Origin of the sequence: Nitrosomonas sp. H1_AOB3 (assembly GCF_015709435.1) — a bacterium.
Classification (GTDB): Bacteria; Pseudomonadota; Gammaproteobacteria; order Burkholderiales; family Nitrosomonadaceae; genus Nitrosomonas; species Nitrosomonas europaea.
The window spans coordinates 590,569-615,187 of sequence record NZ_CP054389.1 but is presented as its reverse complement, the minus strand read 5'-3'; the positions used below and the strand labels follow the sequence as shown (position 1 = coordinate 615,187).

Sequence of the window (24,619 nt, the reverse complement as noted above, 5' to 3'; positions counted from 1 at the left end):
ATAAACGCCGGTGTAACAGTCCGACGGACATTGGTATGCTACCTCCCGGTGTCCAGGAGTTGCATAACCTGGTCACCCACTTCGATCTTTCGTGCTGCAAACCAGCCCGTATTCATTTCCAGCGCATAACGTGCAGCACGAACAGAGCAGTGTGGAATCAGCGTTTCCGGAGTCATTTCGGCAATATTAATGATTTCTTTTGCCTCATCCAGAAAAGCAACACTCAAAGGAAGAGTCGTATCTTTCATCCACATACAGTGAATGCCGGCAACCGGAAAAACAAAGAGCATACCGCTGTCTTCAGGAAGATACGTACGATACATGAGCCCTGTCGTACGAGCAGCAGTCGTATCTGCCAACTCGACGGTGATCACATGATCCAGAATACTGAGTTTCACGACTGGCAGCGATTGATCCTCAGCTTCACCCGTATTCGACAAACTGCTGACCATCAGCAATACAGCAAGGCAGGATCTCAACATTTACCGGTACTTCCAAACCCCTGTTCTCCGCGCTGACTCGGCTGAAAATTTTCCACGACATTAAAACCGACCTGTACCACGGGTACGATAACCAGTTGTGCGATCCGCTCCATCGGATCGAGCGTGAATCCTGCCTGACCTCGATTCCAGCAGGAAACCAGGATTTGCCCCTGATAATCTGAATCGATCAGCCCCACGAGATTGCCCAGCACGATTCCATGCTTATGTCCCAGGCCGGAACGAGGCAGAACCATTGCGGCAAAACCGGGATCAGCCAGATGAATGGCAATACCCGACGGGATCAACAGCGTTTCCCCCGGATGGATTTCCATTCTTTCATCGATGCAGGCACGCAAATCGAGGCCGGCCGAGCCCGGTGTGGCATAGCCGGGAAAAACATCTTTCAGACGCGGATCGAGCAGCTTGATATCAACTTGTTTCATTATGATGGGTATATCCCTTACGTTTATCATAGAGATGGGCGATATGCGCCATGACCAACCGGGCTTGTATATTTTTGTTGGCCTTTGGCAGATAGTACGTCCCTTCGTCATCCAGCAGAATCAGGGAGCTTTCGTTTGAACCGATAGTTTCAACAGCATTATTGGCAACGATCAGCGGCAATTTCTTCCTTTTCCTTTTCTCTGCGGCATATTGTTCGATTGCCTCCGTTTCCGCTGCAAACCCCACACAAAACGGAGGGTTAGGCAGATTGGCGACATACTGCAGAATATCCGGGTTGGGTATCAGGGTCAGCGTAATATCTGCTACCGTTTTTTTGAGTTTGGAAGGGTGGCATTCAGCCGGACGATAATCCGCAACAGCTGCAACGCTGATAAAAATATCATGACCCTCCACTTCTGCTTTTACGGCAGAGAACATTTCACTGGCACTGACAATGTGGGTCAGCTTATCGACTGCCGGAAAGGGAGGACAAACCGGACCGCATACCAGAGTCACCTGTGCACCGGCCTCAAGTGCTGCCTGTGCAATTGCTATACCGGTTTTCCCGGAACTCAGGTTGGTAAGCCCCCTGACTGCATCCAATGCTTCGAAAGTCGGGCCCGCTGTAACCAGTACCCGCTTACCTGAAAGATATTTAGGCTGAAAAAAGCAGCGAACCTTATCCAGTAAATCTTCCGGTTCGAGCATGCGCCCCTCTCCGATTTCTCCACAGGCCTGGTAGCCACTGCCAGGTCCGAGCACCGTAACGCCATCCTGCCGTAAAGTAGCGAGATTGCGCCGGGTGGCAGCATTTTCCCACATCTGTACATTCATGGCAGGTGCTATCAGCAATGGACAATCTCGTGCCAGACAAAGCGCAGATAGCAAGTCATCTGCCAGACCATGCGCGATCTTGGCAATAAAGTCGGCACTTGCCGGTGCAATCAGAAGCGCATCCACCTCCCGGGAAAGATTGATATGCGCCATACCGTTCAACATACCGATATCCCAAAGTTCAGTAAATACCTGTCTGCCCGTAAGTCCCTGCAACGTAGCCGTACCGACGAACCGGCAGGCAGATTCAGTCATCACAACCTGTACTTCAACCCCTTCCTGCATCAGGAGCCGGACCAGCTCCGCTGCTTTGTAGGCAGCAATACCGCCCGTTATACCCAGCAACAGACGTTTTCCTGCAAGCGCATCAACCAGAATCATATTAAGCAATAGATATATTTATATTCAGATAGTTACATTATTTTTTCAGTAAAAGAATAAAACAGCCATTCATTTTTGGCTGGAATGACCGTTCCACTCACATCACCGGAGTCAAGCGTATTCACTTTTACAGGATTCATTCAAACATGGCAATTTCTGACTGGCCGGAGGCTGAGCGCCCGCGGGAGAAACTGATCGAGAAAGGTGCCGCCGCCCTTTCAGATGCGGAATTACTGGCTATTTTTCTGCGTACCGGCATTACCGGGGTCAGCGCTGTCGAGCTGGCTCGCAAGCTGCTGACTCATTTCGGCAGTCTGACAAAATTATGTGCTGCAAGCCTGCACGAATTCAGCGAGCTGCCTGGAATGGGACCGGCAAAATTTGCACAACTACAAGCAGTTATGGAAATGGCAAAACGCGCATTAGCGGAAGAGCTCAAGAATGGTGACATCATGGATTCTCCGCAATCCGTACGCAACTATCTTTGTCTGAGCCTGAAAGGAAAACCATACGAAGTTTTTGTCGGTATTTTTCTGGATGCCAGACATCGAACGATCGTTACCGAAGAATTATTCAACGGTACATTGACACAAGCCAGTGTTTATCCGCGTGAAGTTGTCAAACGTGCCCTCTATCACAACGCAGCAGCTATGATTTTTGCACACAATCATCCTTCTGGAATCGCTGAACCCAGTACAGCAGATGAGATATTGACCCAATCCCTCAAACAGGCACTGGCACTGGTGGATGTGAAGGTACTCGATCATTTTGTCATCGGCAGCAGTGAAGTCGTGTCATTTGCGGAACGTGGCCTAATTTAAATTGAAAAACATATCCATACAAGCTATTATGTTGGGCTTCGGTATTTTAATCACAGGAGTTATGTAACATGGCGCGTGTATGTCAAGTCACGGGGAAGCGCCCCATGAGTGGTCATAATGTCTCTCATGCCAACAATAAAACCAAACGCCGCTTTCTGCCAAACCTTCAATCACGCCGCTTCTGGCTGGAAAGCGAAAATCGCTGGATACGTCTGCGCCTTACCAATGCTGCGTTACGTACCGTTGATAAAAACGGTATTGATTCAGTAGTTGCCGACATGCGCGCACGCGGAGAGCGTGTCTGATTAGCGCTCTGCAAAACAAACAGAGAAAGGTATATCTATGCGCGAGAAAATAAAATTGGAATCCTCAGCAGGAACAGGTCATTTTTATACTACGACCAAAAACAAACGTGCCAACCCGGAAAAACTGGAAATCAAAAAATTTGATCCGGTAGCTAGGAAGCATGTAACCTACAAAGAGACAAAACTTAAATAAAGTATTTCTTGTAAGTTAGTCCTAATAACAAAAAAACCCGCGTATGCGGGTTTTTTTGTTTGTTTATTACCTGACGTCTAAGCCATGGCATAGCATCGTAATCTGCGGGAGAATTTCTCCAGTAATTCAATACCACTTTCTTCCGCACGACGACACCAATCCTCCAGTTGCTTAAGCAACTCATCCTTGGTTGCTGCAGAACGTTCCCATATCGAAGACAGTTCTTCTCTCATGCGATAAAGCTTATCCAGCTTCTGAGCATGGCTTAATACCGTCTCCAGCTTAGTACGTTCCTCCTCTTTCAAGGTCTTGGCGTCAGCCAGCACCCAGTTTCTCAAAGTCAAACCATCCACACCATTTTCAATTGCAGCCTGCTGCAAATGCACCAGCTCATTCTTGAGTGCGATCTTCAATGATTTGGTGTATTTCGCCAGAATCTCATACCGGTGGGAAATAACCGCCTGTAATGTTTCCAGATCACATTCGGTTTTGGCTTTATTCAACTGCAACTTGGGAGCTATTTTCTTCACTCGTGCCAGCCCCATCATTTCCAGTATTCGGATATACATCCAGCCAATATCGAATTCATACCACTTGTTGGATAATCTGGCAGAAGTCGGATAGGCATGATGGTTGTTATGCAACTCTTCCCCACCGATCAGGATTCCCCACGGAACGATATTACGACTGGCATCCTCCGAGCGGAAATTGCGATAGCCCCAGTAGTGTCCGATACCATTTATGACACCCGCAGCCATCACTGGCGTCCACATCATTTGCACAGCCCAGATCGTCAACCCAAGCGGGCCAAATAAAATCACATTGATAATCAGCATAGACGCAATACCAGCCACACTATGTTTGGTATATACATTGCGCTCTATCCAGTCATCAGGAGTACCATGTCCATAACGGTCGAGTGTCTCTTGATTCTTGGTCTCAACTTTGTACAGCTCTGCACCCTCACCCAATACCTTTTTTATACCAAAGACCTGTGGGCTGTGAGGATCATCCACGGTTTCACATTTTGCATGATGTTTCCGGTGAACTGCTGCCCATTCCTTGGTTACCATGCCGGTTGTCAGCCACAGCCAGAAACGAAAGAAATGACTGGGTATAGGGTGTAACTCAAGTGACCGATGTGCCTGATAACGATGCAGAAAAATGGTGATACTGGCAATCGTTATGTGGGTAAATACCAGCGCCACAACAATATAGCCCCACCAGGGCAGATCAATGAGTCCATTCATCAATATTGATGCGATGTCGTCCATATTTGTAACTATCCTCCTCGCTATTTACAATTTTATACCACTTCAATCTAAAGAGATGTCTCTCATAAGTCAAGAAAATTAACAATATTTTCAAGTATAACCGGATAAAAATTTGTATTTCCCAATACGGATCAGAAACACAATCAATGCGCCTGATCCCAGTTTTTTCCGATACCTGTCTGAACTTTCAGCGGCACATCCAGTTTGAGAACATTTTCCATCAGTCGAGGCAGATTTTCCTTGATTACTGGTAATTCATCCACAAGCACCTCCAACACCAGCTCGTCATGAACCTGCATGATCAGTTTACTCTGGAGTTGTGCTTCGGCCAGCCATCGATGTACGGAGATCATGGCCAGTTTGATGATATCTGCGGCAGTCCCCTGCATCGGCGCATTGATTGCCGCCCGTTCAGCTCCCATCTGGCGATTACGCTGATTACTGCGGATATCGGATAATTGCAATCTTCTCCCCAGGACGGTTTCGACATACCCGTGCTGCTTTGCAAGTTCTCTCGTACGCTGCATGTAATCCGCCACGCCCGGGTAACGCGCAAAATAGCGGTCGATAAAAGTACGGGCAGCCGTACGCTCTATACCCAGTTGAGTGGCAAGCCCGAATTCAGACATGCCATAAATCAGACCAAAGTTGATAACTTTGGCGTAACGGCGCTGCTCTGGATTTACCTGCTCAACAGGAACACCAAACACCTCGGCAGCCGTGGCACGATGGATATCCTGTCCTTCAGAAAAAGCGTGTATCAGCCCTGCATCCCCGGAAATATGCGCCATGATGCGCAGCTCGATCTGCGAATAATCTGCTGACATGATAAGCCAGCCATCCGGCGCGATGAATGCCTCACGGATACGCCTACCTTCCGGTGTACGCACCGGAATATTCTGCAAATTCGGATCGTTACTTGCCAGACGGCCGGTAACGGCAACCGCCTGCGCATAATGGGTATGTACACGGCCGGTTTGCTTGTTCACCATCTGCGGCAATTTATCGATATAAGTCGATTTGAGCTTGGCAAGGCCCCGATAATCCAGCAAAACCTTAGGCAGCGGGTAATCCGACGCCAGCCTTTGCAGCACTTCTTCATCAGTGGATGGCACCCCTTTGGGTGTTTTCTTGATGACCGGCAATTTGTGCTGACCGAACAATATTTCTTGTATCTGCTTAGTTGAATTCAGATTGAAAGCATGACCAGCGAGGGAATGCGCCTGCTGTTCAAGTGCAACCAACTGCTGCGTCAGCTCACCACTCTGCACCCGTAGTAAATCGGTATCGAGCAGTACGCCATTACGTTCGATCCGGAACAGGACTTCCAGTAACGGTATTTCGATCTGCTGATAAATATACTCAAGATGGGCATCCTGACTGATTACCGGGTATAAAACCCGATGCAGGCGCAAAGGGATATCCGCATCTTCAGCTGCATAGATCCCCGCCCGATGAATTTCCACCTGCTCGAACCCGATACGTTTCGCTCCCTTACCGGTTACTTCATCATAGCTGATGGTTTGTATGCCTAGATGCCGGCTGGCCAGACTGTCCAGATCATGCGACAAATGGGATTCCAGTACATACGATTGCAGCAGGGTATCGTGTACGATCCCGTTCAGCATTACTCCATGATTGGCAAACACATGCCTGTCGTATTTCAGATTTTGTCCGATCTTGAGTTTCTCGTCACTCTCCAGCCAGGGCTTCAGCCGTTGCAACACCTGTTCACGATTCAGTTGCGAAGGTACACCCGGGTAATGATGGGCAAGCGGTATATAAGCTGCTTGCCTCGGCTCCATACAAAACGAGAGCCCTACCAGCTTTGCTTCCATCGGATTCAGACTGGTCGTTTCGGTATCGATCGAAACCAGCTCGGCAGATTCACATTGCGCCAGCCAGTCACCCAGTTGCGCATCAGTCAGAATAATCTGATAGTCACGCCCATCATCATTTTCTCCCTCTGGTACCGATGGATCATCCACTATCGCAGCCATAACACTTGACTCGGCTTTCTCATTTTTCTCCGGACCAGGCTGTTTGAGTTCGCGCAACCAGCTCCGGAATTCGAGATGCTCGTAGAGTTCTGTCAGCCTGGCTGTATCGGGCGGAACGGCAACCAGATCCTGCCAGTCCATTGCAAGGGGGACATCACATTTGATCGTCAGCAGTTTTCTTGAAACCTTCAGCCAATCCAGCGCCTTGCGCAGATTTTCACCCACCACACCCTTTATCTCATCCGCGTGCGCAATCAGATCATCCAGCGTGCCATATTGATCGAGCCACTTCACCGCAGTTTTAGGGCCTACTTTCTCCACCCCGGGAATATTGTCCACGCTATCCCCCACCAGCGCCAGAAAGTCGATGATCTGTGCAGGTGCCACACCAAATTTCTGCAAAATACCTGATTCATCCAGTGATTCGTTATTCATGGTGTTCACCAGCCAGATGCCTGGCCTGACCAGTTGTGCAATATCCTTATCGCCCGTTGCGATCACACATTGCGCCTGCCTGGCGATTGCACGTTCCACCAGCGTTCCAATAACATCATCGGCCTCAACACCCTCCTCTATCAGCAGCGGCCAGCCCATCGCCCGGATACAGGCATACAAGGGACCGATCTGGCAGACCAGATCTTCCGGCATCGGCGGGCGGTGTGCTTTATATTGCGGGTAAATATCGTCCCGGAATGTTTTACCTTTTGCGTCAAACACACACGCGCTATAATCTGGCCGGTATTCCTTATGCAAGCGACGCAGCATATTCAGCACGCCATAGATTGCACCAGTAGGTTCATTAAGGCGGTTACGCAAATCGGGCAGGGCATGAAAAGCACGATACAGGTAGGAAGAACCGTCGACTAGCAGAAGTGTTTTCATCAAACAAGGACCTCTATGAGCTTGCAAGCAAAATTATCGGATGCCCTCACCTTGGAGAAACCCTGGTCAGCCCGGGAATCATGGCGGGTTTTCGGAATTGTGGCGGAATTTGTCGAAGGCACGGAACGACTCGAATGTATCCAGCCCGCCATCAGTATTTTTGGCAGCGCCAGAACCCCTCCTGACCATCCGCATTATAAATTAACCGAAGCGATCGCAAGGCAATTGTCGGATGCCGGATTTTCGGTCATCTCCGGTGGTGGGCCGGGTATTATGGAAGCAGCCAACAAAGGTGCTTTTTATGGCAAATCTCCCAGTGTGGGGTTGAACATTCAGCTTCCACACGAGCAGCACCGTAATGTTTATCAGGATATCAGCCAGACTTTCCGCCACTTCTTTGCCCGCAAGTATATGTTCATCAAGTTTGCAACCGCCTATGTCGTGATGCCGGGCGGATTCGGAACGCTGGATGAGCTGATGGAAGCATTGACACTCGTCCAGACCGGCAAAACCCGCAAGATGCCGATCATTCTGGTTTGTTCAGATTTCTGGACAGGAGTGATCGACTGGTTTCGACAGGTACTTGTCCAACATGACTTCATTTCATCAGAAGACATGGATCTCATTCAAATTGTGGATGAACCGTCCCAGGTCGTAGATGCAATCTTCCGTTATTATGAAACTTCAGGATTTGAGCCCTCTGCTGCTGAACGCAACATACAGCTCAATCTTTAGCACTAGCAGATTCATATCACTAGAGAACATCAGAATATTCCAACTTTCCGGTAATCAGCATGAGGTCAACAACGCTTTTATTTTTCTGCAGCAACCTGGTCTGGATATCGCCCCTGACGTGGGCGCAAACCAGCCAGCAACCGGATAATCTGATTCCATTGCCGGAAATTCCCGAATCTCCTTCTGCCGGGGAAGAAAACGGCCTTCCTCCCGAACTGGGACTGGATCCATCTCTGGAACCGGAAATAACGATTCACGAAGGAAAAGACAAAACGATGATTGAAGAGTATCGCGTCAATGGCGAGCTGTATGTCATCAAAATCACCCCCCGGATCGGCAAACCTTATTATCTGCTGAATCGGCGCAGTGCTGCCGGGATGCCTCACCGGGGAGATATGGAATCGGGTGTAAGTGTTCCGATGTGGCAGATTTACCGCTTCTGAGCAAGAGTCAGGGCCCAAGCATCTTTCATCAAACCTGCCTGTTTGTTGACCGCCTTCTCAAACCAACTTTCAACGCTTCATTCATGTCTGTTTTCACCCCGGTTACCAAAGAACAGCTTGCTGTCTGGCTGAAAAATTACTCACTTGGATCACTGATCGACTTGCAGGGTATTTCATCCGGTATTGAAAATACCAATTATTTGGTCACCACTACACAAGACAAATTCATTCTCACTCTGTTCGAGAAGCTGACCAGTACCGAGCTGCCCTTCTATCTCAACCTGATGGCACATCTCTCCGAGCAAAGCATTCCCTGCCCCAGGCCCGTTGAATCACAAAACCACCGCCTGCTGGGGCAGTTGAACGGCAAACCAGCCTGTATCGTAACCTTCCTTCCCGGACGATCCATGGTACAAGTCGCAGAAAAACAATGTGCACAAGTCGGTAAAATGCTTGCCAGAATGCATCTGGCTGGCCGAAACTACTCCGGCTGGAATCAAAACCCGCGCGGATTGAATTGGTGGCAGACTACGGCCGAAACAGTCATGCCTTTCCTTTCCTCTTCCGAGCAGAATCTGCTCGATGAAGAATTGCAATTCCAGGCGGCACAGATGACTGCCAACCTCCCGCAGAGTGTCATACATGCTGATCTTTTCCGGGATAACGTCCTGTTCACATCCGACGGCATTGGCGGTGTCATCGATTTTTATTTTGCCTGTAACGACACGCTGCTCTACGATCTGGCGATTACAGCCAATGACTGGTGCACGCTTACAGATGGCATAATGGACAAAACACGGATGCACGCCCTCGTAACGGCCTATCATGCTGTACGGCCATTGACGGCTGATGAACATTCCGCCTGGCCAGCCATGCTGCGCGCAGGTGCACTGCGCTTCTGGCTATCGCGTCTGTATGACTACTATCTTCCCCGCCCCGGGGAACTGACACATAAAAAAGATCCGGGTCACTTCAAAAGAATTCTGGAACATCACCTGAGCAATCCGGGTGTATTACCCTCTTTTCAGGCCTGAGGCGGATAGATCAGAATTATCATTCAGTACACCCGGTCAGGTGACGACTGCCTTTCTCACCTGTATCCTGTAAACAATCAGGTTTTTGACAGACTTACTTCAAATTACTGGAGAACGACGGATGGAAGCGCGATACGTACGCGGCAGACAGGGCTTACAGTGGATTCTGAGTGGCTTTTACTTTTTTCGTATGGCGCCACTCAACTGGATACTCTTATGCTTCACCTATTTACTCATTGGTATCACACTGGGACTCATCCCGTTGCTGGGCAGTTTCATCGGTATATTGACCGTGCCCGTCTTCGTAGCCGGGATCATGGTCGGGTGTAGGAAACTGGATCTGAGCGGCAAGCTCGAACTGGAATACCTGTTTTACGGATTCAAAAAATACACGGTACCTCTCATCACAATCGGTGGAGTTTATCTGATCGGCGATATTCTGATTACCGGTATTTTCATGCTGCTTGGGGGAGATGCAGTCGTTGATATGTGGCTGCACGGCAAACGATTCAGCGAAAATGAATTACCCGGCGTCATGGATGATCTGCTGTTTGCCTCATTGCTTTGCCTGTTGCTCGCCATTCCGCTGATGATGTCGATCTGGTTTGCACCCATGCTGGTAGTCTTTGAGAACATGCCTCCGCTCATCGCCATACGCAAAAGTTTCTTTGCGTGCCTGAAAAATCTCTTTGCTTTCCAGATTTATATGGCCATCTTGTTTGTTCTTGGAATGTTGGCAGCGATGCTTTACGGGTTGGGTTTCATCATCTGGTTCCCGGTCGCATTTGCTTCCGTTTACGTCAGTTACAAAGACATCTTTCACTACGAACAGGATGAAGATACTCAGCCCAAATCAGATGAGCCAAGTACTGAAGAAAACAAAGAAGATTCCAGCCAAACCAATGAACACTGAGCCGAGCCCAGGATCCGGTTTACAAGGAAGATCCATCAGAAAAACTGGCAGCAGCCTGTTTTCAGATCGGTAGCTATACAACTGCCGTTACAGGGGCTCCAGTTTTGCATAAGCAAGCGAGAGCCATTTTGTACCTGCCTGGTGAAAATTCACCTGGATCCGCATATCCGTCCCGCTACCCTCATAATTCAGGATAATACCCGTGCCAAATTTGGCATGCGATACTTGCTGGCCGACGTGAAAACCTGCGCTATTCAGCCCTGATGATGTCATTCCGACTGCTGCCATCGTACTCCTGCCTTTCTGACTGCTATTTATAGTGCTGGCAACGGTTTGTCCTGTTCCCGACACCCCCTGACGAAAACTTCTTCCGGAAAAATCGGAGCGCAGCCTCTTCAAAAGATCTTGTGGGATTTCATCAACAAAGCGGGAAGGTATGTTCACACGCACCTGACCATGCAACATGCGGCTCTCGGCGTAACTCAAATACAGGCGCTGCCGGGCACGTGTCATTGCCACATACATCAGACGCCTTTCTTCTTCCAGACCATCAGGCTCATTCCGGCTGTTTTCATGGGGAAACAGACCTTCCTCCAGACCGCTGATGAATACCGAATGAAATTCCAGTCCTTTTGCAGCATGTACTGTCATCAGCTGAACCGCATCCTGATAACCTTCCGCCTGATGCTCACCCCCTTCGAGCGAAGCATGTGCCAAAAAAGCAGTAAGACTGTCATCTTCGGACTCATGCACAAAACTGGTCGCGGCATTGATCAGCTCCTTGAGATTCTCCAGGCGCTCGCCACCTTCACGTTCAGCCTGATAATGTGCTGCCAGCCCGCTCTGATCGATCACACGCCGGATAATTTCCGGTAACGGCAAACCCTCGCCATCCTGCTGCATGGATAAAACCAGGCTGACAAAACCTGCTATTCCTCTCCCGGGCTGGCTGTTCCTGGTGGCAACCGCTTTCCCTCCCTCATATACCTTGAATGCTGCCTGCCACAGACTGGTGCCGAGCATCGCAGCCTGATCCTGTAACTGTTCCAATGTACGTGCACCAATTCCTCTGGGAGGAAAATTAATGATCCGCAACAGGGCATTGTCATCATCCGGTAAAGCGATCAGTCGTAAATAGGCCAAAGCATGTTTTACTTCCTGACGATCGAAGAAACGCATACCGCCATAAACACGATAGGAAACAGATGCATTGAACAAACCATGCTCCAGCACCCGTGATTGCGCATTGGAACGATAGAGCAGGGCAATATCAGAAAGAGCCAGGCCATCGGCATGCAGTGCCTTGATTTCATCAATGATGAAACTGGTTTCATCCATATCTGTGGCGGCATGATATACCCGCACCGGTTCACCCTTCCCCGCCGCAGTCCACAAATTCTTACCCAAACGCCCCTTGTTATGTTCGATCAGCGCATTGGCAGCATCCAAAATATTGCCGTGCGAACGATAATTCTGCTCCAGCCTGATGATCTTCGGTACGCTGAAATCCTTTTCGAGATCCCGCATATTCCCGACATGCGCTCCCCGGAACGCGTAGATGCTCTGGTCATCATCCCCGACGGCAAAAATGGCTGCATGCTGCTGCGAACCCGGGCCCGCCAGCAATTTGATCCATTTATACTGCAGGCGATTGGTATCCTGAAATTCATCCACTAATATATGTTCGAAACGACTGCGATAATGATCACGCAGAATTTCATTGCGGCTCAATAATTCATAGCAGCGCAGCAGTAATTCGGCGAAATCGACCGTACCTTCCCGCATACTGACAATTTCGTATGCCTGGTAGCATTCGGCCAGAGTCTGATTGAAACCGCCATGCACATCGACCTGCGAGGCTCGTAATCCCTCTTCTTTGGCATTATTGATAAACCATTGCAGTTGTCTGGGCGGCAACATCTTTTCATCCAGTGATCGTTCCTTCAGCACACGCTTGATGACAGCCAGCTGATCAGCCATATCCAGTATCTGAAATGCCTGTGGCAACCCCGCATCTTCATGATGAGCACGCAGCACGCGGTGACACAAACCATGAAATGTGCCCACCCACATAGCACGAGTGTTGACAGGCAGCATTGCACCGATACGCGCGACCATCTCGCGTGCTGCCTTGTTGGTGAAGGTAACTGCCAGGATATTCTGTGGCCGGGTGCGGCCCGATTGCAACAGATAAGCAATTCGTGTAGTCAGCACCCGGGTTTTACCACTTCCGGCACCTGCCAGCACCAGTGCTGACTGGTGTGACCAGGTGACGGCTTCCAGCTGTTCCGGGTTGAGATCAGTAAGTAATGCAGTCATATAGAAGGGAACAGCCGAATTCCCCCGCCGGCTGTCAGAGTCGACGGGGTCTCAGAAAAACTATTTTTTGCTTTTTGCCACCAGATCCAGAATCAGCGGCGTCAGGATCAGCTCAATCGCCATACCCATTTTACCACCTGGAACAACGATGGTATTGGGACGAGACATGAACGACCCGCTTATCATATTGAGCAGATAAGGGAAATCTGCTCCACGGTGATCACGGAAGCGGATAACCACCATACTTTCGTCCAATGTGGGAATATCCCGTGCAATGAACGGGTTGGATGTATCAACCGTCGGCACACGCTGGAAATTGACATGTGTGCGTGAAAACTGAGGAGTAATGTAATGAACGTAATCATGCATACGGCGCAAAATGGTATGTGTCACCGCCTCGGCCGAATATCCTCTGGCAGCAGTATCACGGTAGATCTTTTGTATCCACTCCAGATTGACGATTGGAACCACACCCACCAGCAGATCGACATACTGACTGACATCAGCCGTATCACTCTTCACTCCGCCATGCAGACCTTCGTAAAACAACAGGTCAGTGCCCGGCTGAATGGACTTCCAGGGTGTGAAGGTACCGGGCTTCTGATTGTAAGGTTGAGCCTCCTGTTCATTATGCAGATAAAGACGAATCTCTCCGGATCCACTTTGGCCATACGACCGGAACAATTCTTCCAGTTTCTCGAATTCATTGGCTTCCGGGCCGAAATGGCTGATAGGACGCCCTCCCCCTTTTTCCGACTCTTCAACTGCCTGTTTCATGGATTCACGGTCATAACGGTGGAAGCTGTCTCCTTCCACCACAGCCACATTCAGCCGCTCGCGCTGAAAAATATGCTCAAAACTTGTCTTGACTGTAGAAGTTCCAGCTCCGGATGATCCGGTTACTGCAATGACAGGGTGCTTCTGCGACATTTGTTTTTATCTCCTCAAATATAAAAAAAATAATTTCCCTAAAACCAGCAAACCGCCGTTCCGCAATTGTATTGCGAACACCTCATTCATTGCTCGTACAGCCGTCACCCAATGAGTCTATTTGGTACAGCGGGGATTCTTTCCTGCAGCATTTGCCTGCTGCTGTAATCGTTGCGCCCTTGGCAAATCTGCCTGCAGATTTTGTATACGGGAAGTATGCGAAGGATGTGTGGACAAAAATTCTACCGGTTCTGCTCCCTGGCTGGCCTGTGCCATTTTTTGCCACAATCTTATGCTTTCTGCCGGATTGAACCCGGCCTTGGCCATTAAATCCAGGCCGATCGTATCTGCCTCTGATTCATGCAATCTGCTAAACGGCATGATAACCCCGTATTGCGCACCAATCCCCAGCAGACCGACTGCTGTCTGCCCCAATGCAGATTGGGGTGCGGCAATCGCCTGGATGAGTGAAATTCCCAGATTGGTGCCCGCCTGCTGAGATAAGCGCTCATTACTGTGGCGCGCCATTACATGTCCGACTTCGTGGCCAATGACTACTGCCAGCTGATCCTGGTTATCCACCAGATTGAGCAGGCCGGTGTGCACACCAATTTTTCCGCCGGGCAACGCAAACGCATTCAGTGATTCATCTTCAAACACGACGACTTCCCATTCTCCTCCCACTTCCCGTGTAATCGCACTGGCTACACAACTGACGAAACGGTTATTTGCCGCATCATGACTGATTTTGTTTTCTCGCTTCAATGTATCGAATGCCTGGAGGCCCATGCTGTTCACCTCAGCATCCGGCATGAAAGCAACCTGTGTCCGGCCAGTGGGAGAAGTCGCACAAGCGGCGAGAATACAAACAAGCAGGCAGGAAAACAATAACTTTATCTTTGAAATACTCATCACTATCCCTCCCTTAAATCTGGACATACCCCGGGTATCTGACGTCTGCCAGGGGCAAAAACGCTGCACCGGTCATTGGTGAAATCACACATGAACACATCATTCCCTTGCACCCAGAGCAAGCGCCCGTTTGCGGGATCGTTCCGCAGCTTCTTCGGATAATCGCCGATCAGCCCAACCGGTCAAATGGGTTTGAATGATATTCCCGATCGCCTCGATCCAGAGTGGATGCTCATTGAGGCTTGGTATGTAATGAAATTCACCCCCGCCCGCCTCGGTAAAAATCGCTTTTCCTTCCAGTGCAATTTCTTCGAGTGTTTCCAGGCAATCCGAGACGAAGCCAGGACAAACGACATCGACTCGCCCGGTTTTCTGTTTACCCAACTCTGCCAGAATTTCCGCAGTATAAGGTCCCAACCATTGCGCAAAACCAAAACGAGACTGAAAACATATCTGATAGCGATCATCCGCCAGTTCCAGTGCTTCAGCCAGCAATCGCCCGGTTTTCTGACACTCGCAATGATAGGGATCACCCATCTCCAATGTTTTACGCGGCACGCCATGAAAACTGATGATCAGTTTGTCAGGCTGGCCGTGTTTTTCCCAATAATCACGAACATTCTGTGCCAGTGCTGCAATATAACCCGGATCATCGTGGTAATGCCTGACAGTGCGAATATCAGGAATATTACGCATTTTCCTCAATTCGGAAAAAACACCGTCCAGCACACAACCGGTACTGCTGGCAGCGTATTGGGGAAATAGCGGTAATACCAGAATACGGTCACAGCCTTGTACTTTCATCTGCTGCAATTTTTCCGCAATGGACGGATTGCCAATAATCATCGCATATTCAACCACCAGCGAAGAATCAGCCTGCTGCTCCAGTAAAGCGGCTACCAGTGCCGTCTGGCGCGCAGTATGCACTCTCAGGGGAGAACCTTCGGATGTCCATATCTGCTCATACTTTTTGGCAGACTTGGCCGGCCGGACATTGAGAATGATGCCATTCAGAATGAACCACCACAACCAGCGTGGAAATTCGACGATACGCGGCTCGCTCAGAAACTGCTTCAGATAAGCTCTCAGTGCTTTGGCAGTCGGTGCATCCGGCGTACCCAGATTGATCATCAGAACACCGGTCTTGCCGACCGAACCATGGCGATAAGCGGGTTCCGGTAACATTCGAGTCATAAGTGGAATGAAGTAAACAGGCTATTACGACAGATTGCTCGAAAGCAGCTTGGCGGTAATATCCACGATAGGAATGATACGTTCATAAGCCATGCGCCGCGGGCCGATCACACCAATCGTGCCGACGATTTTTCCTTCCATTTCATAAGGTGCAGTAACGACACTGACCTCTTCCAGCATCGTTTCATCCGACTCTCCCCCGATGAAGATCTTCACCCCGTGTGCCTGACGGCTCAGCTCCATCAGTTGTAACAGTTTAGATTTTCGCTCAAACATTTCGAACAGACTTTTCAAGCTGGAAAGATTATCTGATAAATCGCGCACGTCAAACAGCCTGTGTTCTCCAGCAATTACCACTGCTTCGCTGCTTTCCTGCAAGGCATCATTGCCTATTTCAATTGCTGCATTCATGAGACCAGTCATATCCCGACGCAATTGTGTCAACTCGCGCTGGAGCCCTGAGCGAATTTCTTCCAGCGTACAACCGGCATAGTGCTGATTGAGAAAATTTCCGGCCTCGATCAGATCAGACTGACTGTAAGCGGTTTCCGTAAGAATGATACGATTCTGGACATCACCTTCCGGTGTCACCAGAATCAGAAGAATCCGTTTTTCAGTCAGTGCCACAAATTCTATATGGCGAAAAACTGCGCCTCCCATCCGTTTAGGTGTGACCACCACGCCTACAAATCGGGTCAGCTCTGAAAGCAGACGAGAGGTAACATTCATCAAATGGGTGGGGTTGTTCGGATGCAGCTGGTTCTCCAGCAAAGTAATCTGCTCATTATCCAGCGACTTGACCACCAGCAGGGTATCGACGAAAAAGCGATAACCCAGCGTGGTAGGCATGCGCCCGGCCGATGTATGCGGACTGGAAACATACCCCATTTCTTCGAGATCAGTCATCACATTGCGGATCGTGGCCGGACTCAGGTCCAATCCGGAAAACTTGGCGAGTGAGCGTGAACCGACTGGCTGACCTTCATGAATATAACGTTCAACCAGGGTTTTTAGCAGAATTTTCTCGCGTTCGTTAAGCATTTATCTATTCTACACGAATCAGCCCTGCTACAAGTGGGGTTGGCCTGAAGCTGAAATCCCTTGGTTTCATGGATAGCGTAATACTACTTCTCGGCTGATTTCTACCTTTTTTGGCATGGGCTGCGGTAATATCCGATCCTTACGGTCACTTGGAATCAGCCGGATCGCCTGAAACAGAAATCCAGGTATTTTTAACCGCTCCGACCTCTTATCACTAATGGACAGCGCCTTATTCAAAACGATTGCTCTGATCGGGAAACACAAAAATCCCGATATCGTGATTCCCCTGCTGAGTCTGGCAGAGTATCTGACCGACCGAGGTATCAGTGTGGTACTGGACTCTCTGACCGCCGCCCATATCAGTAACAGCAGGTACCCTATACTGACACTGGAAGAAATCGGTAAACAGGCAGATCTTGCAATCGTGCTGGGAGGTGACGGAACGATGCTCAACATTGCCCGTGCACTCGTTCCGTTCAGTGTTCCACTGATCGGCATCAACCAGGGAAGATTGGGGTTCTTGACTGATCTTACAGCCGATACCATGCACGAAACCCTGAATGACATGCTGGCAGGCCAGTTCGTCGTGGAAAACCGCATGCTGCTGACCGTCGAGGTTACACGCAATGGAGAAAGTGTCTTCAAAGAACTGGCTTTCAATGATGTGGTACTTCACCGAGGTATCAGCAGCGGTATGATCGAACTTGAAGTCCACATCAACGGTGAGTATGTTTATTCTTTACGATCGGACGGCCTGATCATTGCGACACCCACCGGATCGACAGCTTACGCGCTTTCCTCCGGTGGGCCGATCCTGCATCCCGGTCTCAACCTGATGACACTGGTGCCGATCTGCCCACATACCCTCAGCAACCGCCCCATCGTAATCGGCGCAGATGCAACCATCGAAATCAAAGTTCATTTCACGACCGAGATAAAAATCTACACAGACAGCCATTCCTGGTTCGATCTGAGTGAACATGACAGAGTATTCATTCAACGCTGTCCGGAAACCATCAAACTCCTGCACCCCGTCCACCACAGTTACTACCGTATGTTGCGAGAAAAACTCGGCTGGAGCGGTATTCTTCAAAAAAACAGCCGGTAGTCTCCATGCTGCAAAATCTGTCTATTCGCAATTTCATCATCGTTGACCATATTGATCTGCATTTCAAATCAGGTTTTACAGTTCTGACTGGCGAAACCGGCGCAGGAAAATCCATTCTGATCGATGCGCTGGAACTCGTACTGGGAAGACGAGCTGATACGAGTCAAATCAGATATGGCTGTAAACGTGCTGAAATTACTGCACAATTCTCCGTAAACACCATCCCTGCTTTACAGGAATGGTTAGTGGAAAATGCGCTGGAAGATGAAACCGGTATATGTCTGTTGCGCAAAATCATGGAATCGGGTGGACGTTCACGCAACTTCATCAACGGACACCCTGCCACCCTCCAGCAATTACGCACGGTTGGTGAATGGCTGGTCGATATTCACGGCCAGCATGCCCATCAGTTGCTGATGCATGGCCACAAGCAATGTGAATTGCTCGATGCCTGGGCAGGTGAATCGGATCTTGCCCGGGAAGTAGCCTCCGCTTACCGGCACTGGCAGGATCTGTGCCAGCAAAGACTCGCATGGGAACAGCACAGCGAACAAAATTTGCAGGAGCACGAAACCCTGACGTGGCAACTCCAGGAACTGACCGCCCTGAATTTCTCACTGGAAGAATGGGAAAATCTGCAAATCGAACATAATCGGCTGACACATACCGCAAGCCTGCTGGAAACCGCACAATTCAGCCTGGAATCATTATCGGAAAATGAAACGGCGGTACTGACGCAACTCAGCACGGTACTCACCCGCCTGAACAGCCTGATCGATATCGACAACACACTCGAACCCCTCTGCAACCAGTTGCAATCAGCTCAGATACAACTGCAGGAAATCGTATATGAATTGAAACGTTATCAGCAGCACCTTGATATCGACCCCCGCAGACTGCAGGAAACAGAAACACGCATTGCAGCCATTCATGGAACAGCCAGAAAATACCGTATCATGCCGGAAATACTACCGGATTTACTGGAAACAACCAGACAACGCCTGGAATCATTGGGAAATGCAGCAAGCGGCGAAGCACTGATGAAAGCAGAGAAATCTGCCAGGAGTAATTTTGAAAATCTCGCCGCCGGGTTGAGTCAGGCAAGGCAGCATGCCGCAGATCAATTGTCTGGCTTGGTCACGGAAACCATGCAAACTCTGGCAATGGCAGGAGGCCGCTTCAATGTGGCATTGATCCCGATACCCTCGGGTAATCTGCACGGCATGGAACAGATCGAGTTTCAGGTGTCGGCCCACCGGGATCTGCCCTTACGCCCGCTGAATAAAGTAGCCTCCGGCGGTGAACTCTCACGTATCAGCCTGGCAATCCAGGTCATTACCAGCAAAGCCGGCACTGTCCCCACCCTGATTTTCGATGAAGTCGATACCGGAATAGGCGGGCGCATTGCCGCAATAGTAGGCAAATTGCTCCAGCAACTGGGAAAAACACGACAGGTAATGAGCATCACACATCTCCCACAAGTTGCAGCCAGAGGAGATCATCACTGGCGCGTATCCAAAACCTCCGGGACAGAAGATGAGCAACTGCCGGCAAGCCATATTTCAGAACTGGATGCAGCAGAAAGAACCGAAGAAATTGCCCGGATGCTGGGCGGTGAAAATCTGACTGCCGCCACGCGTCAGCACGCAGCAGAAATGCTGGGATACGATAAACAGAATCAATCGACTTGAGCAGGCGGAATCCGGCTCTGAAAATAAAACTACTCCGTACTCTCCTGTTGCCCTTTGGATTCCTCGGCGGAAGCAACGTATGTGATCAGCTCCGGTTGAGAAGTCTCGGTACGGACCATTTTCCCCTCAATAACCGCTCCCTGATGAATTTTGATGGTTTTATAGAAAATATCCCCGCTAATTTTCGCTGCGGGCTGCAGTTCGAGGCTTTCATCGCAATGAATCGGCCCTCTCACTGTGCCATTGATGACGATATACGGCACTTTGATTTTTCCTTCGACCATCCCCTGCTCACTGAGCACCAGCAAGGAATGTTGTTTACCATTTGCTGACACGATGCTGCCACAAATACGACCATCCACACGCAGCCCGCCAGAAAAATGAATATCGCCAGTAATTACGGTACCTTCCCCAATCAATGTATTGATATCACTGACTATTTTATGTTTTCTTCCGAACATGCTCCGATTCCTTTAAAGGTAACTGGATCGTCTTCGTTAATACTGCCTTACTCGAGCCGTTCTCATAAATAAAAACCTGCAGACTCTTCACTACCGTATCTGCCGGTATCTGGAAACTTTTCTCCAACCTGTGATAAAAGCGAAAATTGATAGGAAACTCTTTGGAAGCATTCTCATCCACGAGTGAGATGAACTTCTCCTCGCCATTTTGAAGCAACCCAACCACAAATTCGAGCTTGCCACTGAATTCTTTTAAACGCTGGCCTCCCTGAGCAAGCAACAATGTATACAGATACTCACCTGGGAGTTGGCCCGCTTCCAATGAAAAACGGTGAATGATAAGTTCCACATTGGAGGATTCCTCATTTCCGGAAATCATCTGCTGGAACAAGGTTAAATCCTCCCTCAGCCGCTCATTTTCCTCATCCAGAGATTTGACCTGCTTTACCAGGTCCGCACGAGTAGCATTACCGATCTGCAACTGTCTGACAAGCTCCGCAAGCTGCGAACAAAGCGCGGTATCGTATTTTTCCAGGCAGCTGTTCGATTCAAGGATTTGCTCGAGCACGGGATCAGCCGTAACCGTAATGTTACCGGCCGGCTGAGCTGTACTTTGCCCGATGACATACATTCCATAGGCCAACAGGGCTATCAGCAACAACCCGACAAATGACATCAGCAAACGCCGGTACCAGGGAACATGAGGGCGCACAACCAGCTTAGGTGCGCTGATGCTTTGTCTGTTATGCAGCAATTTTCTCCCCTGGCTCCTGGAAATTTCTGAAAGGCTTACGCTTGCACTATTCGCAACACGATATTTCTTCAGCTACTTCACTTATCAGTACACTGACTAAGGCAGCAGCGGAACATGCCGGATACCGGTCGTTTCCGGTAATCCATACATAATATTCATGTTCTGAACGGCCTGGCCGGCAGCACCTTTAACCAAATTATCGGTAACCGAGAGTATCACTGCGGTATCACCATTCCCCGGACGATGAACTGCAATCCGGCAAAAATTTGAACCACGTACCGAGCGGGTTTCCGGATGGCTGCCGGCAGGAAGCACATCGACAAAGGGCTCATTGGCATAACGGTTTTCATACAGGGTTTGCAAATCGACATCTCTGGTCAGCCTTGCGTAGAGTGTGGCATGAATCCCCCGGATCATCGGAGTCAGGTGAGGCACGAAGGTCAATCCGATCGGCCCATTCGATCTCTCGGACAGTCCCTGCCTGATTTCAGGCAAATGGCGATGTCCTGGCACAGCATAAGATTTGAAGTTATCTGACGCTTCCGCATATAAGGTATGTATTTCGGCTTTGCGACCTGCCCCGGAAACACCTGATTTGGTATCTGCAATCAGATGATCCGCATCTACCGCCCCCGCTTCGATCAGCGGAATAAAACCCAACTGCACTGCGGTTGGATAGCAACCGGGGTTGGCAATCAATCGTGCATCCCGGATTTTTTCCCGATTGACTTCAGGCAAACCGTAAACAGCTTCGGCTACCAGCTCAGGAGCGGCATGCGTCATGCCATACCATTTTTCCCACTCAGCGACATCCTTGATACGAAAATCAGCGGCCAGGTCAATCACTTTTATTCCTGAATCGAGTAAAGCTTTTGCCTGCTGCATGGCAATCCCATTGGGAGTTGCAAAAAAAACGACATCACACTTGCTGAAATCCACTTTCGCCGGATCACTGAACTTGAGCGCAATCTGCCCGCGTAAACTGGAAAAAAGTTCATCCACTCCCGTACCTGCTTCCTGTCGGGATGTAATGACTTTAAGTTTGACTTTCGGATGCTGTACGAGAATACGTAACAGCTCGACGCCTGTATAACCTGTTCCACCTACAATGCCAGCATTGATCATCTCTGAGAAATAACGACCAGAAAGTTAATTATCCACCAAGGAATAGCAGATACCCGTTACTGCGTGCCACATACAAAATCCGATACAAAAAAGCCGCCCATGAAATGGCGGCTTTCCAGCATATTCTGAAAATAATGGCGATCAACGTTTGGAAAACTGCTTGCGACGCCTCGCTTTACGTAAACCAACCTTTTTCCGCTCTACTTCACGCGCATCTCTTGTCACAAAACCAGCTTTGCTCAGAATCGGTTTCAGTGTCTCATCATAACCGATCAGCGCACGAGTGATACCATGTCTGACTGCTCCGGCCTGCCCTGACTCACCCCCCCCGTGAATATTGACCATGATATCCAGATTAGAGGTATTTCCAGTCAGTTCCAGAGGCTGGCGGATAATCATCCGCCCTGTTTCACGGGAAAAATATTCATCAGCAGGTTTATGATTTACTGTGATGACACCTGTGCCCGGTTTGATAAAAACCCGTGCAACTGCACTTTTTCTGCGACCGGTTCCGTAATTATATTGAATAGCCATGATTTATCAGATTAAGCGTTAATTTCCAGTGGTTGCGGTTGCTGAGCCGCATGAGGATGAGTATCTCCAGCATAGATTTTCAGTTTTTTTATCATGGCATAACCAAGCGGACCCTTGGGCAACATACCTTTTACAGCTTTTTCAAGCGGCCTGGTGGGAAAACGCTCATGCATTTTCTTGAAAGTGGTCTCGTAAATACCCCCAGGGTAGCCACTGTGGCGATAATATTTCTTATCTTCAGCCTTGTTACCGGTCACTCTGAGCTTGTCGGCGTTAATGACCACGATATAATCGCCCGTGTCGACATGCGGTGTATAAATAGGCTTATGTTTACCTCGCAAGCGATGGGCAATTGCTGCAGCCAGTCTGCCCAGAACTTTGTCGGTTGCATCAACCACAAACCACTCATGCCTTACTTCATGTGGTTTGGCAGAAAAGGTCTTCACTGATTTTCCTTTGTTTTTGGGTACAAGATAACCTCGAATTATGAGTCACCCTGTAGATAAAGTCAAATTCAGGATAGAAGGGACCGGGAGACAACAACCGCTATGTTTTGCAGTATTACAGCAACTCGACTCACCTTCTTTACACTGCCACCGGTAAACACAGGATAATACTGTTCGATTCAAGAAATCCATGACGCGAGTTATAATTAAACTTTTGCAGATTCTCATGAAACAGTTCATTCTCTCTCTGTTTTTATTGGCGACAATTTCTTCGGCATGGTCACAGCAACCGGAACTGGCAGTTGCAGCCAAATCTTTCATTCTGATCGATTTTCATAGCAGCCAGACACTCGCCAGTTCCAACCCGCATGAACGATTGGATCCGGCTTCACTCACTAAGCTGATGACGGCTTATGTCGTCTTCTCCGCTTTGCAACAGGAACGGATCAAGATAGACCAGGTCGTTCCTGTTTCCAACCGATCGTGGCGCATGGTGGGTTCACGCATGTTTATCGAGCCCAATAAACAGGTCACTGTCGATGAATTGATCCATGGCGTTATCGTGCAGTCGGGAAATGATGCCTGCGTTGCACTGGCAGAACTAATTGCCGGTTCAGAAGATCTGTTTGTGCACATGATGAACGAGGAAGCAAAACGCCTGGGCATGCACAACACCCATTTCACGAACTCAACCGGTCTGACTCATTCTGATCATTACAGCACTGCACATGATCTGGCTCTACTGGCTGCAGCCATTATCAGAGATTTTCCAGAACGCTATCCGCTCTATTCCTTGCGTGAATATACTTACAATGGCATTACCCAGCAAAACCGCAATCGTCTCCTGTGGACGGATCCCAATGTCGATGGCATGAAAACGGGGTGGACGGAAGCTGCCGGGTACTGCCTGGTAACTTCAGCAAAACGTGATCAGCGGCGTCTCATCTCTGTGGTAATGGGCACCGCTTCTCCCAATGCCCGCAGTATCGAAAGCCAGCGCCTGCTGAATTACGGATTCCAGTTTTTCGATACCGCTCACCCCTATAAGAAAGATCAGCCCGTGGCCAATGTTCAAATCTGGAAAGGCGCACAGAATAAACTCAAAGTCGGATTTGACCGGGATATCTATTTCTCGCTCCCCAAAGGCAAAGTCGAGGGATTGAAGGCCCGGATGGAATACCGTCAGCCGCTCATTGCCCCGATCGATCGTGGCCGGGAAGTGGGAATGGTAAAGTTCATCCTGGATGGACAGGAAATAGCCACCTACCCACTGGTTGCACTGGAGACCGTCGATACTGCCAGTTTCCTCGGGCGTTCCTGGGATAACCTTAAAATGCTGTTCAACTAACCACGCAGACGATAA

Annotated in this window: 25 protein-coding genes; 10 read left to right on the top strand and 15 right to left on the bottom strand. The window is 49.3% G+C overall.

Annotated features, from left to right (window positions below; translation table 11 throughout):
• Positions 1–38: 38 nt before the first annotated feature.
• Genes HRU73_RS03010 through coaBC form a run of 3 tightly spaced genes read right to left on the bottom strand, consistent with a single transcriptional unit; the run spans position 39 to position 2,141 of the window.
• On the bottom strand, positions 39–482 hold the full coding sequence (locus tag HRU73_RS03010; protein WP_287399396.1) for a DUF192 domain-containing protein: 444 nt from the start codon (positions 480–482) through the stop codon (positions 39–41).
• Positions 476–925, bottom strand: coding sequence for a dUTP diphosphatase (gene dut, locus HRU73_RS03005; protein ID WP_287399394.1), 450 nt, complete (start codon positions 923–925; stop codon positions 476–478). The genes HRU73_RS03010 and dut overlap by 7 nt, the downstream gene beginning before the upstream one ends.
• Complete coding sequence (gene coaBC, locus HRU73_RS03000; RefSeq protein WP_287399393.1) at positions 912–2,141, bottom strand: bifunctional phosphopantothenoylcysteine decarboxylase/phosphopantothenate--cysteine ligase CoaBC; 1,230 nt, start codon at positions 2,139–2,141, stop codon at positions 912–914. The genes dut and coaBC overlap by 14 nt, the downstream gene beginning before the upstream one ends.
• A 146-nt stretch (positions 2,142–2,287) precedes the next feature.
• On the opposite strand from coaBC, the gene radC reads away from it, so the two are divergent.
• From radC to rpmG, 3 genes are all read left to right on the top strand, one after another.
• Complete coding sequence (gene radC / locus HRU73_RS02995; protein WP_011112032.1) at positions 2,288–2,962, top strand: RadC family protein; 675 nt, start codon at positions 2,288–2,290, stop codon at positions 2,960–2,962.
• A gap of 68 nt (positions 2,963–3,030) precedes the next feature.
• Positions 3,031–3,267 carry a 50S ribosomal protein L28 gene (rpmB, locus tag HRU73_RS02990; RefSeq protein WP_011112033.1) on the top strand — a complete coding sequence of 79 codons (237 nt, stop codon included), beginning with the start codon at positions 3,031–3,033 and terminating at the stop codon, positions 3,265–3,267.
• Between the two features lie 37 nt (positions 3,268–3,304).
• Positions 3,305–3,460 carry a 50S ribosomal protein L33 gene (gene rpmG / locus HRU73_RS02985; protein WP_011112034.1) on the top strand — a complete coding sequence of 52 codons (156 nt, stop codon included), beginning with the start codon at positions 3,305–3,307 and terminating at the stop codon, positions 3,458–3,460.
• Positions 3,461–3,537: 77 nt separating this feature from the next.
• Here the strand turns inward: rpmG and HRU73_RS02980 are convergent, their stop codons facing one another.
• Positions 3,538–4,734, bottom strand: a complete 1,197-nt coding sequence (locus tag HRU73_RS02980) for a DesA family fatty acid desaturase (protein ID WP_287399392.1) — start codon at positions 4,732–4,734, stop codon at positions 3,538–3,540.
• Between the two features lie 143 nt (positions 4,735–4,877).
• Complete coding sequence (polA, locus tag HRU73_RS02975) at positions 4,878–7,616, bottom strand: DNA polymerase I (protein ID WP_287399391.1); 2,739 nt, start codon at positions 7,614–7,616, stop codon at positions 4,878–4,880.
• Positions 7,617–7,631: 15 nt separating this feature from the next.
• On the opposite strand from polA, the gene HRU73_RS02970 reads away from it, so the two are divergent.
• From HRU73_RS02970 to HRU73_RS02955, 4 genes are all read left to right on the top strand, one after another.
• Positions 7,632–8,351, top strand: a complete 720-nt coding sequence (locus HRU73_RS02970; protein ID WP_011112037.1) for an LOG family protein — start codon at positions 7,632–7,634, stop codon at positions 8,349–8,351.
• A 59-nt stretch (positions 8,352–8,410) separates the two neighbouring features.
• Positions 8,411–8,794: a DUF2782 domain-containing protein gene (locus HRU73_RS02965; RefSeq protein ID WP_276817593.1), complete on the top strand. Its 384-nt coding sequence runs from the start codon at positions 8,411–8,413 to the stop codon at positions 8,792–8,794.
• 83 nt (positions 8,795–8,877) lie between these two features.
• Positions 8,878–9,828, top strand: coding sequence for a homoserine kinase (locus HRU73_RS02960; protein ID WP_287399389.1), 951 nt, complete (start codon positions 8,878–8,880; stop codon positions 9,826–9,828).
• Positions 9,829–9,949: 121 nt separating this feature from the next.
• Positions 9,950–10,741, top strand: a complete 792-nt coding sequence (locus HRU73_RS02955; protein WP_011112040.1) for a BPSS1780 family membrane protein — start codon at positions 9,950–9,952, stop codon at positions 10,739–10,741.
• Between the two features lie 87 nt (positions 10,742–10,828).
• On the opposite strand, the gene HRU73_RS02950 is transcribed toward HRU73_RS02955, so the two are convergent.
• The 5 genes from HRU73_RS02950 to hrcA form a co-directional block, all read right to left on the bottom strand.
• Positions 10,829–13,060 carry a UvrD-helicase domain-containing protein gene (locus HRU73_RS02950; protein ID WP_287399388.1) on the bottom strand — a complete coding sequence of 744 codons (2,232 nt, stop codon included), beginning with the start codon at positions 13,058–13,060 and terminating at the stop codon, positions 10,829–10,831.
• A gap of 60 nt (positions 13,061–13,120) precedes the next feature.
• Positions 13,121–13,990 (bottom strand): phosphoribulokinase, encoded by an 870-nt coding sequence (locus tag HRU73_RS02945; protein ID WP_011112042.1) that lies wholly within the window; start codon positions 13,988–13,990, stop codon positions 13,121–13,123.
• 117 nt (positions 13,991–14,107) lie between these two features.
• Complete coding sequence (locus HRU73_RS02940) at positions 14,108–14,902, bottom strand: M48 family metallopeptidase (protein WP_287399387.1); 795 nt, start codon at positions 14,900–14,902, stop codon at positions 14,108–14,110.
• A 99-nt stretch (positions 14,903–15,001) separates the two neighbouring features.
• Positions 15,002–16,096: a ferrochelatase gene (gene hemH / locus HRU73_RS02935; RefSeq protein ID WP_276678581.1), complete on the bottom strand. Its 1,095-nt coding sequence runs from the start codon at positions 16,094–16,096 to the stop codon at positions 15,002–15,004.
• Between the two features lie 24 nt (positions 16,097–16,120).
• Positions 16,121–17,137: a heat-inducible transcriptional repressor HrcA gene (gene hrcA, locus HRU73_RS02930; protein ID WP_287399386.1), complete on the bottom strand. Its 1,017-nt coding sequence runs from the start codon at positions 17,135–17,137 to the stop codon at positions 16,121–16,123.
• 217 nt (positions 17,138–17,354) lie between these two features.
• Between hrcA and HRU73_RS02925 the strand changes: the two genes are divergently transcribed.
• Both HRU73_RS02925 and recN read left to right on the top strand, forming a co-directional pair.
• Positions 17,355–18,245, top strand: a complete 891-nt coding sequence (locus tag HRU73_RS02925; protein WP_011112046.1) for an NAD kinase — start codon at positions 17,355–17,357, stop codon at positions 18,243–18,245.
• Between the two features lie 5 nt (positions 18,246–18,250).
• Complete coding sequence (gene recN, locus HRU73_RS02920) at positions 18,251–19,936, top strand: DNA repair protein RecN (protein ID WP_287399385.1); 1,686 nt, start codon at positions 18,251–18,253, stop codon at positions 19,934–19,936.
• A gap of 29 nt (positions 19,937–19,965) precedes the next feature.
• Here the strand turns inward: recN and HRU73_RS02915 are convergent, their stop codons facing one another.
• The 5 genes from HRU73_RS02915 to rplM all read right to left on the bottom strand — a co-directional run bounded on the left by HRU73_RS02915 (position 19,966) and on the right by rplM (position 23,256).
• Positions 19,966–20,397, bottom strand: a complete 432-nt coding sequence (locus tag HRU73_RS02915) for a bactofilin family protein (protein ID WP_281871097.1) — start codon at positions 20,395–20,397, stop codon at positions 19,966–19,968.
• The gene (locus tag HRU73_RS02910) at positions 20,378–21,151 is read right to left on the bottom strand and encodes a DUF6776 family protein (RefSeq protein WP_011112049.1); all 774 of its coding nucleotides are present in this window, start codon (positions 21,149–21,151) and stop codon (positions 20,378–20,380) included. Before HRU73_RS02910 ends, HRU73_RS02915 begins: the two co-directional genes overlap by 20 nt.
• 96 nt (positions 21,152–21,247) lie before the next feature.
• Positions 21,248–22,276: an N-acetyl-gamma-glutamyl-phosphate reductase gene (gene argC / locus HRU73_RS02905; RefSeq protein ID WP_011112050.1), complete on the bottom strand. Its 1,029-nt coding sequence runs from the start codon at positions 22,274–22,276 to the stop codon at positions 21,248–21,250.
• Positions 22,277–22,417: 141 nt separating this feature from the next.
• The gene (gene rpsI, locus HRU73_RS02900) at positions 22,418–22,810 is read right to left on the bottom strand and encodes a 30S ribosomal protein S9 (RefSeq protein WP_011112051.1); all 393 of its coding nucleotides are present in this window, start codon (positions 22,808–22,810) and stop codon (positions 22,418–22,420) included.
• A gap of 11 nt (positions 22,811–22,821) precedes the next feature.
• Complete coding sequence (gene rplM, locus HRU73_RS02895) at positions 22,822–23,256, bottom strand: 50S ribosomal protein L13 (RefSeq protein ID WP_011112052.1); 435 nt, start codon at positions 23,254–23,256, stop codon at positions 22,822–22,824.
• Positions 23,257–23,482: 226 nt separating this feature from the next.
• Here rplM and HRU73_RS02890 point away from each other — a divergent pair, with 226 nt between their 5' ends.
• Entirely contained in the window at positions 23,483–24,604 is a 1,122-nt protein-coding gene (locus HRU73_RS02890; RefSeq protein WP_287399382.1) for a D-alanyl-D-alanine carboxypeptidase family protein, read from the top strand.
• Positions 24,605–24,619 lie beyond the last annotated feature (15 nt).